This window comes from Nitrospirota bacterium, from assembly GCA_016212215.1.
GTDB lineage: Bacteria > Nitrospirota > 9FT-COMBO-42-15 > HDB-SIOI813 > HDB-SIOI813 > JACRGV01.
Genome location: JACRGV010000139.1, coordinates 30,076 through 45,375 on the forward strand (window position 1 = coordinate 30,076; position 15,300 = coordinate 45,375).

Consider the following 15,300-nt stretch of genomic DNA (forward strand, 5'->3'; position numbering starts at 1 on the left):
CTGCTACCTGTTTTTATCATATCTTGCTCCAGTCCGTCTGCCCCATCAGCCTCTTCCACATAAACTGTATATTTCCTTTCAGCTTTGTATTTGCAGGCCATTCGTTTATCTTTCTTGCAAGTTCAATAAAACACCTGCCGGCATTGGACCATGGATAAAGGTCAAGCACGGGTCTCTGTTCCATCACCGACATTACAACGTGTTTATCCTTCAGGACGTAACCCAGATAATCAATCGAGATGTTAAGAAAACGGTCTGCAGCAGTACTGAGTTTTTTAAAAACCTCCTTCCCTTCTGAAGAGTCACTGACCATATTTACCAATAGCTTAAAATGACATTCCCCATACTTTGTATGTAATACCTTCATTACAGCATAAGCATCCGTCAGAGAGGTCGGCTCAGGAGAGGCAACCACAATAATATCCTGGGCTGCACTGTTAAAATACATAACATTACTTGAAATGCCTGCAGCCGTGTCAATGAGCATTATGTCAATCGAATTATCTAATGTGTCGAATTCTGAAAGCAGGGTTAATTTTTGCTGAGCCGTAAGTTCAGAAAGCTCCTGCACACCTGAACTTGCCGGAAGAATCATCATACCGCCGGGGCCTTTTGTTATTACATCTGAAATGCGGTTCTCCCCATTGATCACATGCTGAAGGTTATATACAGGTGTAAGCCCTAACATAACATCAAGGTTTCCCAGACCCATATCAGCATCCAGCACAAGAACCCTTTTACCGAGTTTAATCAATGCAAGTGCAAGGTTCACAACTACATTTGTCTTTCCCACCCCGCCCTTGCCGCTGGTAACAGAAATTACCTTTACCCTGTTATGAGTTACATCCGCCTCAGTGTTCACAATCTTCTTATTCATCATCTCTTTTAACGAAATCGCCTGATCCATTTAGCCTCCGATTCATCTGAGAATAAACCCCATCCCCACCCTGACCCTCCCCTTGAAGGGGAGGGAATAAACTTGGCACCCTCTCCCTCAGGGAGAGGGTCCGGGTGAGGGTGGGGTTTTCATTGCCCTTTGTGTACCAACAGTTCATGTGGGTTCATCATAAAATCTCCATAGCTCACCCCCACCCTGACCCTCCCCCCTCAAGGGGGAGGGAATAATCTTTAGCGGGTTTCTTGCTTCTAACTTCTTACTTCTTACTTCTTGCACCTGCTACCTGCTACCTTTCTCAATGGCTGTTTACCCCTTCCATCCCAAGTATTAATCTGCTTAACCGCTGGGCCTCTGCCGGCTCTATATCCTCCGGCACTCTCTGGCCTGTTGTAAAATATGATAATGGTTTCTGGGCCTTTATCATTGCATTGAATATTATTCCGAATTTCTCTGCCTCATCTAACTTAGTAAATAATAATCCGCTAACCGGTATCTCTCTGAACCTGTTGATCACATCAGTCAGTACCTCATTACTGCTTGTTGATGCAAGCACAAGATAACAATCCGGTTTGAGCCTGTGTGACCACATTGCTTTTATCTCTTTAATATAATCTCTATCCTTATGATTCCTGCCTGCTGTATCTATCAGGATAATATCAGCGTCCCTCCTCTTTTCCACGACCTCGGGTAATTCATCAGGGGTCAGCACAACATCAACCGGAAGTCCTATTATCTTTGCATAAATCTTCAACTGTTCAATTGCCCCAATCCTGAAGGTATCAAAGGTAACAAGGGCTACCTTCTTTTTGTCTACTAATGTATATTTCGCTGCAATCTTTGCGATAGTCGTTGTCTTGCCGACACCTGTGGGGCCGACAAACACTGCAATCTTCTGTCCCTTTTCAATATTGTATACCGGGCCGGATACCTTCACCTGCTTTTGAATTAATTCATAACCGAGCCTGTTAATCTGCTCAAAATTATTTTTTTGTTCTTCAGAAAGCTTACTGTCAAGGATCCTGACTATACGGCCCGAAAGTGTGACATCAATGCCCTCTGAAACAAGCTTCCTGTAAAATATAACGAGTTTATCAGGAAGACCCTTTAATTGTTCATCTTCCCCGGTTCGCAGTAATTCCTGAACATAGCTCTTGAGTACCCCTATCTCTGTTTTTACTTCCCTGAGTTCAACAGGAGTAGCACCAAAATCAGCCTTTATCCTGTTAATCTCTTCCTTCAACAGGTCTTCTGATAACCCCTCACCCTTACCCTCTCCGACATTTATAAAGGGGGGAGAGGGGTGGGTGAGGGGGGAATACGCTGCAATTGCCTTATCTTTTACCTTCTCAGAATAATCTCTGGCAGCGGTGACCTCTACCACCTGCCTGCTGAACATGCCGAATATTCCGTTCCCCTTTTTTATCTCTCTTGTAGACAAAATTACTGCATCAGGGCCGAGGTCCCTTTTTATAAGTTTTAATGCCTCCTGCATATCTACTGCCTCATATTTTTTAATCTGCATCGCTATACCTCACTATATTAACCGGTTGTAAACCCACAACAGAAGAGACCTCGCTTGAAGACATAACAACTACATTAGGGATGAATTTTTCAAGGAACTTTCTTAAAGAACTTCTGATCGCCGGTGAAGTGAGCAGCACCGGATATACACCTTTTCTGTTTGCCGCCTCTATGCTCCCCTTGACCTGATTGATAAAATTATGGGCAATCCTCGGTTCCATTGAAATATACATTCCCTGCGAGGTCTGACGAACAGATGCACCTATCTTCTCTTCTAATACAGGGTCAATCGTTATTACATGAAGATTATTTTCATTCTGATACTGCATTGTTATGGCCCTCGACATGCAGGTGCGAACGTATTCTGTTAGTATCTCAGGGTCTTTTGTCAGAGATGCATAATCAGCAAGTGTCTCCAGTATTGTACGAAAATCCCTTACCGGAACACGCTCTTTTAAGAGGTTCTGAAGGACCCTTACAACTATCCCAAGCGGAAGCAGATTCGGGACGAGTTCTTCAACTACCTTGGGATATTTCTTAGCAAAGTTGTCGAGTAAAAGCTGGATCTCCTGCCTTCCGATTAACTCGTGAGCATGAGACCTTATAACTTCTGTAAGATGTGTGGCAATAACTGTAGACGGATCAACAACTGTAAATCCTGAAAGCTCGGCCCTCTCTTTATCCTGAGATAATATCCAAAGGGCAGGGAGTCCGAATGACGGCTCCTGTGTAGGTATCCCCTGTACCCCTTTGTCCGTGCCGGATGGATTCAGTGCAAGGAAGCGTTCAGGGATGATATCACCACCAGCAACCATTGAACCTTTGATGAGTATAGCATATTTGTTCGACTCAAGCTGGAAGCTGTCTCTTATATGAATAGGGGGAATCAATATCCCCATTTCAGATGCAAACTGCTGCCTCACTGCCTTAATCCTCTCTACTAATTCACCCTTCTGTTCAGGGTCAGCGAGAGGGATGAGTCCATATCCAAGGTTTAATTCCATAATATCAAGCGGGGGGATCATATCATGGTCTTCTTTTGGCGGCTCAGCCTTCTCCTCATTCTCCGGTTTAATCTTTTTCCCTGTTGTCTGCCCGTCTGTCCATACACCATCTACCATCAATGTCTTCTTCATATTATTGGAGAGATATGCTATTCCCCCGGTAATCATAGCAAATATTATGAATGGTATATGTGGAAGTCCCGGTATTAATCCAAAGAAGAATATGATACCTGCGCTGATTGCTATTGCCTTGGGATGAACAAGGAATTGTCTTGTAATCTCAGTCCCAAGATTTGCATCAGAGGCCGCACGTGTAACTATGATACCGGCTGAGGTAGAGATTATGAGTGCCGGTATCTGGCTGACAAGTCCGTCTCCAATGGTAAGCAATGTGTAATTCTGTGCCGCGACACTTATGTTTAAGCCATGCTGTAATACCCCAATGACAAGACCACCGACAATATTTATCAACGTAATAATAATACCGGCAATAGCATCACCGCGTACAAATTTACTTGCACCATCCATTGCCCCGTAGAATTCAGCTTCTCTTGAAACCGCTGTCCTTCGCTTCCTTGCCTCCACCTCGTCTATCTGGCCTGCATTAAGGTCTGCGTCAATACTCATCTGCTTTCCGGGCATTGCATCGAGTGTAAATCTTGCAGCCACCTCAGCAATACGGCCTGCGCCTTTTGTAATAACAACAAAATTTATTACAACTAGTATTACAAAGATAATTATTCCGACTGCATAATTGCCCCCAACAACAAAATTCCCGAACGCCCTTATAACCTTTCCTGCAGCGTCTGACCCCTCATGCCCTTTCAGCAATATAAGCCTTGTAGTTGCCACATTAATTGACAACCTTGCAAGAGTAGCTACAAGAAGCACTGATGGAAAAACAGAGAACTCAATCGGCTTCAATATATACATTGAAACAAGCATAATCACGATAGAAAATGTAATACTGAATGACAGCAAAAGGTCCATGATAAATGAAGGTATAGGGATAATCATTACAACCACTATGCCCAAAACAAGCAGGCCTAAAGCCATGTCACTGTTTTTAGCCAGTGTAATGATTATGTTATTCGGTTGAGTCTCAGTTGCTGCTGCTGCCATAAGTTATCTCCGTTTTCCTTATAAAACCCCATCCCCACCCTACCCCTCCCCTTGAAGGGGAGGGAATTGGTAGAAGTGGTTCTACTCTTATTTCTAACTTCTTACTTCTTACCTCTAATATCTTGCTTCAACCTTCAACCTTCGGCCTATACACCTATACTTTTCTCTTCAACCTATACACATAAGCCAATATCTCTGCAACTGCCTTATAAAGGTTTCCCGGTATCTCTTCTCCTATCTCCACTACCTTGAAAAGTGTACGTGCAAGGGGTTTGTTCTCAACAACCACGACGCCGTTTGCCTTTGCTATCTCTTTTATCTTTTCTGCGACAAGCCCTGCCCCCTTTGCAATTACCTTAGGTGCTCCCATATTTTCACGTTTGTATTCAATTGCAACGGCAATATGAGTCGGGTTTGTTATTACAACATCCGCCTTTGGAACGTTTGCCATCATACGCTTTCTTGCCATCTGAATCTGGAGTGTCCTGATCCTTGACTTTACATTAGGGTCGCCTTCCGACTGTCTGAATTCCTCTTTAATCTCTTCCTTTGTCATCTTCATACTCTTTACGTGCTGCCATTTTTTAAACCCGAAATCTATTGCCGCAAGTATTGCCAGCACTGTACCTGTCCATGTAAAAAGCCTTATCACAAGCATCCCGGAGTAGGACATTATATATGGGACATCTGTTTCAATAAGTACCGGGAAATTAAAGAACTCCCGTTTAATAAGCAGGTAGGATGTATAACCTACTACAGTTATCTTTAAAAATGCCTTTACCAGTTCTGCAAAAATGGTCAGCGAGAATATCCTCGACAGCCCTTCGATTGGATTGATGCGGGAGAACTTAACCTCCATAGCCTTGGAGGAAAACATAAAACCTATCTGGAGGACATTGGATGCAACCCCCACTGCAACTACCATAAATAAGAATGGAGACAGAACAAAAAATACCCTTTTGATTATATTAATGCCTAAGGGATAAATATTCTCTGTAGTCAATTCCATAGTACCGCTTACAGAAAGTATGCCTGTGGTCATGTCGAGGAAATTTGCATATATCCTTGGAAATATATAATAGAGCACCATTGTCCCCATTAATAGGACTGCAACAGCAGGTATCTCGTTGCTCCTTGCAATCTGCCCTTTCTCGCGTGCCTCCTCCTCATGCTTGGGCGTCGCCTGTTCAGTCTTCTCCATATCCTGCTCAGCCATCTTATCTCCTCTAACCCCCCCCACCCTACCCCTCCCCCGTCAAGGGGGAGGGAATAAAATCTCCTTATCTCCTCATTACACTCAATATATCCAGTAAATTTCCCTGCATGTCTGTAAATACCCTGTCAATAAGAAAAGCAAATAGCGGTAAAGAGAGGCCCATTATTATTAATCCGACCGTAATCGTTATTGGGAAACCTACTGCCATTATATTCATCTGGGGCATGGTCTTTGATACTATACTCATGGCCACATTGGTAATAAGCAGCGCCACCATTACCGGCGCGCCTATCTTAATGGCAAGCACAAATATCTCTCCCAGAAATTTAACAATCGCGTTTAATAGATCACCTGAAAGCCCGAACCGTAATGGCGGTATGATGTTAAAGCTCTCTGCAAGGGCCGCAAGAAAATAGTGGTGACCGTTAATTGACAGGAATATCAGCGCACACAGGATTGACTGGAACGTCCCGACAATGGGAACCTGTGAACTTGTCTGCGGGTCAATTACATTAACTATTGAAAACCCCATCTGAAAACCCATTACATCACCTGCAATATCAACTGCTGTAAATATAAGCTTTGCAAGGAGACCTATTATAAATCCGATCAGAAATTCCCCGCCTATCCCCATAACCATCACAGAAATATCAGCAGGCATTATACTTTTATCAATATTAACTACCTGAATTAAAATCAGTGTGATAAAAAAGCCAAGCCCAATCTTATACCCCTTAGGCACATTCTTCGCCCCAAGGACAGGTATGCTTATAAGCATTGATAAAACCCTTGAGAATATTAATATGAATGAGTTAATGTTTAAGTCCATTCTAAAATAACCCCACCCTGGCCCACCCTCCCCCTGCCCCCCTCCCCTCAAGGGAGGGGGAATTCTATGGGGGAGAGAGTTTTCCCGATGTTTCTCCCATTACTTCTGACTTCTTGCTTCTGACTTCTTACTTCTTGCTTCAGTCTTCAGCCTATCTACCTTCAGCCTCTCACCTCACATACATTGGTATATTCGTAAATAAGGTAGAAGTAAATCCGAGCATTATCCTGAGCATCCAGGGGAAAAAGATAAGTAAGGCTAGGAACGTTACAATTATCTTGGGGACAAATGTTAATGTTGCCTCATTAATCTGCGTTACAGCCTGAAATATGCTTATTAATATCCCTACTACGAGACTCAGCAACAGCATGGGGGCTGATATTAATATTGCCGTCTCAAGGGCATTTCTGCCAATGGTGATAACAAGTTCAGGCGTCATAGTTTTAAATACATTATTATCTTACTTCTTACTTCTTACTTCTGGATTCCAATATCTTTTATCATCCAAAGCTCTTAACAATTGAACCTACTATAAGGTACCATCCGTCTACGAGTACAAACAACATCAGCTTAAATGGGAGGGATATCATTACAGGAGGAAGCATCATCATACCCATTGACATAAGTACACTTGCCACTACCATATCAAGAACAAGAAATGGGATATACATCAGGAAGCCTATCTGAAAAGCGGTTTTCAGCTCACTTATCATAAAGGCCGGGATTACCACATAAGTCGGGACCTCAGAGACATTCTTTGGCTCTTTTATCTTAGCCATATCAATAAAAAGGGCGAGGTCCTTTTCCCTTACCTGTTTTAACATAAAGCCTCTGATAGGGACTATAGCCCTGTCATAAGCAACAGACTGGCTTATTTCATTAGACATAAGAGGTTGAACAGCCTCAGTATTGATCTTATTCCATACCGGGGACATTATGAAGAATGTTAGAAAGAGGGAAAGGCTTATGATAACCTGATTAGGAGGAATCTGCTGTGTACCGAGCGCCTGGCGTAGCAGTGAAAGTACAACTGCAATCCTGGTAAAGGATGTTACCATAACTATAATTGCCGGGGCAAGGGATAGTATTGTCAGTAGAAACAATATCTGGACAGTAACAGCAGTACCTCCGGTACCCTGATTACCTCCGATGCTTATATTGATATTAGGTAAAGGCAATCCGCCCCCTGCGGCCTCTGCTGCAAATACCATCCTTGCAGGATACAAATAGGCAGAGAAGGCCATGACTGCCGTCACTAATATATGTTTTATATAGTTATGCCTTTTCCCAAAGCTCATCATTAATTTCAACCTTTTTGTCTGTTGTGTTATTCAAAGCTACCCCATCCCCGCCCCGGCCCTCCCCTTGAAGGGGAGGGAGACTGAACATAGCACCCTCTCCCCCAAGGGGAGAGGGTCCGGGTGAGGGGGCGCCATGTACATTATCATCTGTCACTGTTGATACCTGTTCGTTTAAGACCTCATGAAATTCCATATCTTTACTCACTTTTGTTAGCATTGAGATATTGTCAGGGGTAATTCCGACAACAATTCTCTCACCTGCTACCTCAACAAGGGCTATTGACTTTTTTGGACCTACATAAGCGCTTGTAATAACCTTGATACCATCTTCCTTACCGCCCTTTCCGATCTTTTTCCAGAGATACTTTTTAACAACATACAGCACAACAAGGAGTAGCGCTATCAGTATCCCGAGGACGACAATCATCTTAACAAATGAACCGAATATCTCCGGGGCGGCTGATGGTATGGGAGTCAGGTGCCGTGCGGCGGCATCTTCCTTAACTCCGCCTGCTAATACCCGATTCTCAGAATTGTTATCAGCACTGCTTTCAGAATGTTCAGCAGTAGCATCTCCCTGAACATTCTGCGCAACCGGTACTGCTGATTGGACTCCTGATACATTGTAAGTTACAACGATACTGTCATTTTCATTCGTGAATTTAATCTTGTCCTGAAGATTTATTGCATTTCCGTTTGTGTAAAATCTCGCACGAACAGTCTTATCATCAAATTGATATACAAAGATATTCTTGAAAAACCCGTCTTTTACATTAATCCACTGTTTTGGAGGAATGACTGATGTATTATTAAGCTCTACCTGAACAAACTCTTCACGATAAGAAGGGACAAATTCATTTGGTACACCATCAAACTTCAATTCAACCTTTTTAACTTCAGCAGTTGATGTAACTTCTACATTCTTTAAAAGCACCAGAGCCGGAGACTCTGCTATTGAATATTCCACCCAGCCTGCCGGCATAACCAACAATATCAACAACAGTATAATTCTTTTCATACTTGTACCCTCCATAACCCCCCCCTTGCCCCCCCCTTGTTAAGGGGGGGAGTCTGGGGGTCATTTTAATTGCTCCACTCATTTCCTGCCTTAACTATCAATCCATTGCCTTGTGAGTCGGGGGGTCATTTTAACTGTTCTACACGTTCCGTAGGACTCATAATATCCGTCAGCCTTATCCCGAACTTATCATTAACTACTACTACCTCGCCTCTTGCAATAAGTCTGTCATTTACCAGGACGTCCATTGGTTCTCCGGCGATCTTGTTAAGTTCTATTATTGATCCCTGGCCTAATTGCAGCAGGTCTTTTATCAGCATCCTTGTTGAGCCTATGTTTACTGAGAGGTTAAGTGAGACATCGAGGAGGAAATCAAGATTGTTCATTCCGGGGGCGACACCGGCGGCCTTCAACGGTGCAAAGCCGGCAACCTTTGTATTTTCAGGCTCAGGTTGCTTTTCCTGACCCATGTTAGCTGACTCTTCCTCTAACTGTTGAGCCCATTGTGCCGCTAAATCTTCATCATCCATGTTCTTCTCCCCCGCTCTTCTTACCCCCCACCCTTCCCTCCCCCACAAGGGGGGAGGGTAAATTATTGGGGAAATTATTTAAATGTTTTAACCCTGTGACAATATCTGAAAGGCAAGGTTTCCGCGGAATTGTCCCGGCCTTCCATGAAACTTAGGTAATTTTTCTACTTTTGCTATAATGAATTCCTCTGCAGGCTGGTCAAGCACAATAACATCACCGACTGACAGGTTCAGGATATCCCTGACCTTTATATTTGTATGTCCAAGCTCCACGGATATATTCAATGAACACTCAAACAACTGCTCCCTGAACCTGTCTAACCATCTGCCGTCAACCTCGTACTGGTCACTCTGATAACCGGCCTGGAGTTTCTCTTTAATAGGTTCAATGGTAGGATAGGGGATGCACAGAAGTAATTTCCCCGGTGATGATTCAATCTCCACACTGAATTCTACTGTTACAACAACCTCTGTAGGTGTAACGATTGAAGCAAACTGTGGATTTATCTCTGTGCGATTGAGGAGCACAGAAACAGGATGAACAGGTTTCCATGCCTTTTCAGTATCCTTTAATGCAAGGCCCACAATCCTGTTGATTATCTTGTGCTCAATAGCAGTAAAATCCCTGCCTTCAACCTTTACATGGGTCTGACCCGTCCCGCCGAAAAAATGGTCTATCAATAGATACACCATCCTTGGGTCAATAATAAGCAGACTGAAACCTTTCAAAGGGTCTAGCTTGATAACATTGATACAGGATGGCAGGGGGATGTGTTTCATAAAATCCCCAAACTTTACAACTTCAACAGACACAAGCTGTACATCCACGACCTTCTTTAAAGTGGCCGACATGCTTATCTGGAATATCCTTGCAAAACGTTCACTAATAATCTCAAGCGAGGGCATCCTGCCGCGGACAACCCGGTCATGACTGGTAAGGTCATACTGCTGTGCCCCATCTTTATCATCAGAATCACCGGAATGAGTATTTACATCACCACTCTCTATACCCCTAAGTAATGCATTAACCTCATCCTGTGAAAGTATCTTTTCCATCTGAAAGTATGTATCCCCCCTCTTTCTAACTTCTAACTGCTTACTGCTTACTATTCACTATTTACTATTCACTGTCTTTATTGCATTACAAATTCCGTAAAATAAACTGACTTAACCTTCCCAACCGATAAATTATGATTAATTCGTGAAACCATTTCATCCTGTAACTTTAATTTTCCACCGACATCTTTTACATCTTCAGATGTCTTGCTTGTCATCAACATCAATATCGTATCCCTGATCTGCGGCATCCTGTTTGTTGCCTCCTCTTTAACCTTTTCCGAATCAACCTCAAGATTAATAGTAATCTTGAGATACTTTATATCCTCGTCCGCAAGATTAATCACAAATGGGTCAAGAGCAATCATTTGCCCCGGTTCATGCTTTTCCTTCTCTTCCTTTGCCAATTCCCCTTTCTCAGGACCATGTTCCTTTTTTGAGAAAACTTTATAGCCGAAAAAACCTCCGCCCATCAGCATTAATGCAACAACTGCTATTATCACTAATTTTATTAACCCAGGCTTCCCGCCTTTACCCTTTGCCTGAGCGACATCCGCTTTTTTGTTTTCATCTTCTGATTTAACATCTTCGTTTTCTTTTGCCATAATCCCCTCTCTTAATAAATTTCAGAATTATTTATTCAGCTTATAATATAGTTTTGCAATGAATATGCCAGCAAATTAAACTATTTTTGAAATAATATTACCTTATAAATCAATTAGTTATAAATATCCATACAAAGCAGGAGACATTGATTACGTCAAAACAAAATTTGAGATGTCATGGGATTGACGGGTGAACCGTCATGAGCGAGGCGCTCACAAGGGACATGAAAATCAGCGGGACAGGAATGTCCCGCCTATCCTCATAGAACATGGATAGGCGGGGTTTTCTTACCCCGCCGGAGGGTATTTTTGAGTGAACCCATTATCTCTTCAGATTAATAAGGTCATTCAGCATCTCATCAGTGGTAGTGATTACCTTTGAGTTAGCCTGGAATCCACGCTGAATTGTTATTAGTTTTATGAATTCTTCTGCGAGGTCTACATTGGAGAGTTCAAGCGAGCTGGATAGAAGCCTTCCCCTGCCTCCTTTATCCGGGGCGCCATTTATCACCTGTCCGGAATCATAAGACTCTGCAAAAAGATTTTTACCCATTTTGATAAGTCCCTGGGGATTATTAAACATTCCAAGTGCCACCTGTCCTACAACCCTGGTCTGGCCATTCGTATAAAGTCCGCTGATAGTACCGTTCTGATTTACGTTCAGGCTCTTTAAAGACCCTGATGAGTACCCATCCTGTGTCTGGAAAAGGGTAACGGATGCTGTCCCGAATTGGGTTGTACCGTCGAGTCCGGATCCGCCATTTGCAGTCCCTGTTCCAAAATCAAAAGTTATCGGCTGACCCTGTGTAACACCGCCATTAAAATTGAAACTGGAGATAGGGTCAGGAAAATCTACCCCTGTAGGATTAGTTACACCTGGAGGGTCATTAAGCGTTATGTCCATATCAGCAATATTTTCTGCAACTAAAGCCCCTGTCGGATCAAACTGCAGATACCCCCTTGCCATAACAGAAGTCCCGCCGACACCATCAGCAACACCATTCCATTGCCAGTAATTTCCTGTCTCACCGGCTGTATCTTCATATATCTTTGTAAAATATACAGATACGACATGTTCATTACCGAGTGAGTCATAAACACTTAATGCTGTTGAAAAATGACTTGTATCGGTTATGTTGTTTATGTCAAAACCATCTGCAACAGGAGATACCGTGGAATCCATGTTTGCAGTAATCTGGATAGCTGAAGTAATGTTTGGTGATGTTGTATTGGACGAAATGTTTATATTATCAATAGTACCTGAAACATTACCGGCTGAATCTGTCTGATACCCCTGAAGGTGAAGCCCTTCATTATTAACTACTAACCCTTCCTTGTCTATGCTGAACTGTCCGGCCCTTGAATAGAACTGCGAGCCTGAAGAATCCCTGACAAGGAAAAAACCATCACCATCAATACCGAGGTCCAGTCCATTGGATGTAACCTCAAGTGAACCCTGAGTAAATGTTGAAGACACGTCACTCAGATATGTCCCCCTTCCTATCTGTATATCCCCTGCTGCACCATTTAAAACATCTGCAAAGGATGCCCTGCTCGCCTTAAATCCGACAGTATTTACATTAGCAATATTATTACCTATTACAGACAACGCAGCACCATTTGCATTCAAACCGCTGATACCTGAATATAAAGATGTTAAAACCGCCATAATATCACCTCTTGTTGTTTAGAATTCTTGCTTCTGTTTTTTCTTGCTTCTTGCTTCTTGCTTCTGCCTTCTTCTTGTTTCTGTCTTATTCTTGCTTCTTACTTCTAACTTCTGCCTACTCTTTACTTTTTCACCTCCTTCACCTCATTAACATCTGTCACCATGATTCGTGTTTCCCCGACCTGAAGATAAGGCACATTATTCTCAAACGAAACACCCGTAACAATACCTGAAATATTTGTCGGGACCTCAGATTCCTTTCCATTGATGTCAACAGCAGAGATAGAAAATCCGTACTCACCGGATGAAACCATATTGCCGGAATTATTCCTGCCGTCCCAGTCAATGTTATGCCCCCCTGCATCCTGCGGCCCTGCCTTAATAGTCCTGACAATATTCCCGTCTTTATCAGTGATGTTAACTTTAATGTTTGAAACATCATCAGAGAGGTTGTAACCTATTACTACAGAGGACTTATCCTTTCCAATATAAACCTTGTTTCCAGAGGCTTTTACTTCCTTTCCAATAAAGTCCACAGCCTGAACACTGTTTGCCCCTCCTTTTTCCGATAGTTTCTTCATCCCGTCGTTTATGGAAAAAAGCTGATCAAGGCTCGAGAACTGAGCCAATTGTGCAGTAAATTCTGTATGCTCCATAGGTTTCAAAGGGTCCTGAAACTGCATCTGTGTTACAAGCAGTTTCATAAAGTCATCCTTACCAAGTGCCTTCTTTGCCTCCCTCTTTGTCGTATCAGTTGAGTATGTATCAAATTTGTTTACTGATGTAATCATCTTGTCCCCTCCTTGTTTCATGCAAATATGCTAATGCCTCCCTTTACCCCGATTCCAAATAAAGCAGGCATCATTAACGGATGTTCCGTGCTGCCGGTATTTTTACCCGCAATAATGTTTTCCCATTTATTTGAACCTTTTTCATTCCTTTCATACAGTGATTTAAAATTATCCATGAAATCATCTTTTTGTATCTCTACACTAAACTGCTCTACATTAAGGCCCTGATTTTTTAAATCATCCCTGAGACTATTAAAGCCGGATTCAACCATCTTTTTTATCTCCTCATTCTCAACGACAATAAGGGCCTTTACATTCTTATCAGCTACAGATATATCAAGGCGGAGATCCCCAAGTTCAGCCGGTCTGAGACTGATCTTTGCAGTATGTGTCCCGACATGAGATGCATGGATAATCTGCTGTGACATATACTGGACCAGATTTCCCTGATCCGCATATCTGTAAACTGATTGCGAACTTATATTATTACCATCTGTATTAACAGGCGTCCCTTTAACAGCAGTAACAAGCATACCGTTGTCATTGAGCAATTTATTATTGTCTAAGTTTTCGATTTGTGGATTAACAATACTATCTGGAAGAATATCCACAGGTAATTTAAAATCAGTAGTGGTATCAACTCCCCCCTCGCCACTCTTTTCTAACAGTGTAAATAGAAGGGGATTTTCGTTGTTCTTTGTAATTTCATGGCTCATTAAAGGTTCACACGAAGATACTCGCAGCTCACCCCCACCCTGACTCTCCCCCCTCAAGGGGGAGGGAATTTCGAGGATTCGCCTCCCTTTGAAGAGGATAGGCGGGACATTCTTGTCCCCTTGATTTTCATGCCCCTTTGTGAGCGCCCCGTTCATGTCCGGTTCACCCGAAAAAGACCCCATCCCCACCCTGCCCCTCCCCTTTAAAGGGAGAGAAATTTCCTCTCCCTCAGGGAGAGGATTAAAGCTTGCCCCCGAAGTAGTAACGGGGGGGTGAGGGTTGGGGTTTTCATTATCCTTTGTTAGCGGCATACTCATAGACGTTTCACTTGAACCCTTGGCCACTTGAACCCTTGAACCCTTCATTTTATTTTCATCATCACTGCCTTCTTTTTTATCTGCGGCCTTAGCAGGCTTTTCATTCTCTGTGTTTTTTTCTGCAAGACCGGTGTCTTTTATTTGTTGATTGGCAATATTCAATGAAAGAGAAAGGAGTGTTGAGAACATATCTTCACCTTTGCCGGACTGCCTTTCAGTTTTTTTGACCGGCCCTGTCTTTTTTATATGTTCCGGTTTTACAGTAACCTGCTGAATTGCCAACTTAGATAGTTCCTTTCATCTGAAATTACCTCCGGCGGGGTAAGAAAACCCCGCCTATCCATATCTATGAGGATAGGCGGGACATTCCTGTCCCGCTGATTTTCATGGCCCTTTGTGAACCCTCGGTTCATGGGAGTTCATCCGAAAATAACCCCAAGTAAGCAGTAAGCGGTAAGCAGTTAGCAGATAAAGACTGCCTTTCCTGTTTACTGCTCACTGTTTACTATTTTCATTTCCCTTTGTGAGCGCCCCGCTCATGACGGTTCATCCGAAAATGACCCCCCATGCCCCCCCTTGAACAAAGGGGGGGATTGCCGTTGGCCATTGAGCACCAAAGGAACTTTCCCCCCCTTAACAAGGGGGGGCTTGGGGGGGTGGTTTTCATCCTCCTTTGTGAAACCTCCGTTTCATGACGGTTCATCCG

General features: G+C 43.0%; 15 protein-coding genes. All 15 read right to left on the reverse strand.

Features of this window, described 5'->3' with window-relative positions; translation table 11 throughout:
* Window positions 1-16: 16 nt before the first annotated feature.
* Entirely contained in the window at window positions 17-907 is an 891-nt protein-coding gene (locus HZA08_12845; protein MBI5194310.1) for a MinD/ParA family protein, read from the reverse strand.
* Window positions 908-1,193: 286 nt separating this feature from the next.
* A complete protein-coding gene (gene flhF, locus HZA08_12850) occupies window positions 1,194-2,420 on the reverse strand; it encodes a flagellar biosynthesis protein FlhF (protein MBI5194311.1) in 1,227 nt (408 codons plus the stop codon).
* Window positions 2,410-4,545, reverse strand: a complete 2,136-nt coding sequence (gene flhA / locus HZA08_12855; protein ID MBI5194312.1) for a flagellar biosynthesis protein FlhA — start codon at window positions 4,543-4,545, stop codon at window positions 2,410-2,412. Before flhA ends, flhF begins: the two co-directional genes overlap by 11 nt.
* 154 nt (window positions 4,546-4,699) lie before the next feature.
* Window positions 4,700-5,785: a flagellar biosynthesis protein FlhB gene (flhB, locus tag HZA08_12860; GenBank protein MBI5194313.1), complete on the reverse strand. Its 1,086-nt coding sequence runs from the start codon at window positions 5,783-5,785 to the stop codon at window positions 4,700-4,702.
* Window positions 5,786-5,825: 40 nt separating this feature from the next.
* Window positions 5,826-6,590, reverse strand: coding sequence for a flagellar biosynthetic protein FliR (fliR, locus tag HZA08_12865; protein MBI5194314.1), 765 nt, complete (start codon window positions 6,588-6,590; stop codon window positions 5,826-5,828).
* 169 nt (window positions 6,591-6,759) lie between these two features.
* Window positions 6,760-7,029 (reverse strand): flagellar biosynthesis protein FliQ, encoded by a 270-nt coding sequence (gene fliQ, locus HZA08_12870; protein ID MBI5194315.1) that lies wholly within the window; start codon window positions 7,027-7,029, stop codon window positions 6,760-6,762.
* Between the two features lie 61 nt (window positions 7,030-7,090).
* Complete coding sequence (gene fliP / locus HZA08_12875; protein MBI5194316.1) at window positions 7,091-7,888, reverse strand: flagellar type III secretion system pore protein FliP; 798 nt, start codon at window positions 7,886-7,888, stop codon at window positions 7,091-7,093.
* Window positions 7,866-8,909 (reverse strand): flagellar biosynthetic protein FliO, encoded by a 1,044-nt coding sequence (fliO, locus tag HZA08_12880; protein MBI5194317.1) that lies wholly within the window; start codon window positions 8,907-8,909, stop codon window positions 7,866-7,868. Before fliO ends, fliP begins: the two co-directional genes overlap by 23 nt.
* A 125-nt stretch (window positions 8,910-9,034) precedes the next feature.
* Window positions 9,035-9,439 carry a flagellar motor switch protein FliN gene (gene fliN / locus HZA08_12885; protein ID MBI5194318.1) on the reverse strand — a complete coding sequence of 135 codons (405 nt, stop codon included), beginning with the start codon at window positions 9,437-9,439 and terminating at the stop codon, window positions 9,035-9,037.
* A gap of 87 nt (window positions 9,440-9,526) precedes the next feature.
* The gene (fliM, locus tag HZA08_12890; protein MBI5194319.1) at window positions 9,527-10,495 is read right to left on the reverse strand and encodes a flagellar motor switch protein FliM; all 969 of its coding nucleotides are present in this window, start codon (window positions 10,493-10,495) and stop codon (window positions 9,527-9,529) included.
* A 77-nt stretch (window positions 10,496-10,572) separates the two neighbouring features.
* Window positions 10,573-11,100: a flagellar basal body-associated FliL family protein gene (locus tag HZA08_12895; GenBank protein MBI5194320.1), complete on the reverse strand. Its 528-nt coding sequence runs from the start codon at window positions 11,098-11,100 to the stop codon at window positions 10,573-10,575.
* Window positions 11,101-11,422: 322 nt separating this feature from the next.
* A complete protein-coding gene (locus HZA08_12900) occupies window positions 11,423-12,769 on the reverse strand; it encodes a flagellar hook protein FlgE (GenBank protein MBI5194321.1) in 1,347 nt (448 codons plus the stop codon).
* A gap of 122 nt (window positions 12,770-12,891) precedes the next feature.
* Window positions 12,892-13,560 (reverse strand): hypothetical protein, encoded by a 669-nt coding sequence (locus tag HZA08_12905; protein MBI5194322.1) that lies wholly within the window; start codon window positions 13,558-13,560, stop codon window positions 12,892-12,894.
* 17 nt (window positions 13,561-13,577) lie between these two features.
* A complete protein-coding gene (locus HZA08_12910) occupies window positions 13,578-14,876 on the reverse strand; it encodes a flagellar hook-length control protein FliK (protein MBI5194323.1) in 1,299 nt (432 codons plus the stop codon).
* The gene (locus tag HZA08_12915; protein MBI5194324.1) at window positions 14,852-15,007 is read right to left on the reverse strand and encodes a hypothetical protein; all 156 of its coding nucleotides are present in this window, start codon (window positions 15,005-15,007) and stop codon (window positions 14,852-14,854) included. The genes HZA08_12910 and HZA08_12915 overlap by 25 nt, the downstream gene beginning before the upstream one ends.
* Window positions 15,008-15,300: the final 293 nt, after the last annotated feature.